Consider the following 843-nt stretch of genomic DNA (forward strand, 5'->3'; position numbering starts at 1 on the left):
GAACACGTCGACCCACACTGCCTGCGACAGTACGGTGAGTACCACCGCCGACAACAGGCCCAGGAAGCCACCGATCATCGCACCGCGTGTGGTGCAGCCCTTCCACAACACCGAGAGAAAGAGCACCGGGAAGTTGGCCGATGCCGCTACCGCAAACGCCAGTGACACCATGAACGCGATGTTCTGCTTCTCGAACACGATGCCCAGCACCACGGCAATGACGCCGAGCACAACCGTGGTGATCTTGGACACGCGCAACTCCATGGCACTGGTTGCCTTGCCGTGCTTGAAGACGGTCTGGTAGAGGTCGTGGGACACCGCCGAGGCGCCCGCCAGCGTCAGCCCTGCCACAACGGCCAGGATGGTCGCGAATGCCACGGCCGAGATAAAGCCCAGGAAGACGTTGCCACCCACCGCATTGGCCAGGTGAACGGCCGCCATGTTGACGCCGCCCAACAGCTTGCCGCTGCCATCCTGAAAACTGGCATTGGTACTCACCAGCACGATCGCGCCAAAGCCGATGATGAACGTGAGGATGTAGAAATAGCCAATCCAGGTGGTCGCCCAGAACACCGACTTGCGGGCTTCCTTGGCATTGGGCACCGTGAAAAAGCGCATCAGGATGTGCGGCAGGCCGGCAGTGCCGAACATCAGCGCAATCCCGAACGAGATGGCCGATATCGGATCCTTGATGAAGTTGCCCGGACTCATGATGGAGTCCTTCTTCGCATGCACTTCTACCGCCTTGGCAAACAGCGCCTCAGGGCTGAAATGAAACTGGGCCAGCACCATGAACGCCATGAACGACGCGCCGCCCAGCAGCAGGCATGCCTTGATGATCTG

General features: G+C 60.4%; 1 pseudogene. It reads right to left on the reverse strand.

Going from position 1 to position 843, the window contains the following annotated elements:
- Positions 1 to 843: pseudogene (gene actP, locus ABDB81_RS30410) on the reverse strand (cation acetate symporter); the annotation flags it as partial.

This window comes from Cupriavidus sp. DL-D2 (assembly GCF_039710735.1).
Taxonomy (GTDB): Bacteria; Pseudomonadota; Gammaproteobacteria; order Burkholderiales; family Burkholderiaceae; genus Cupriavidus.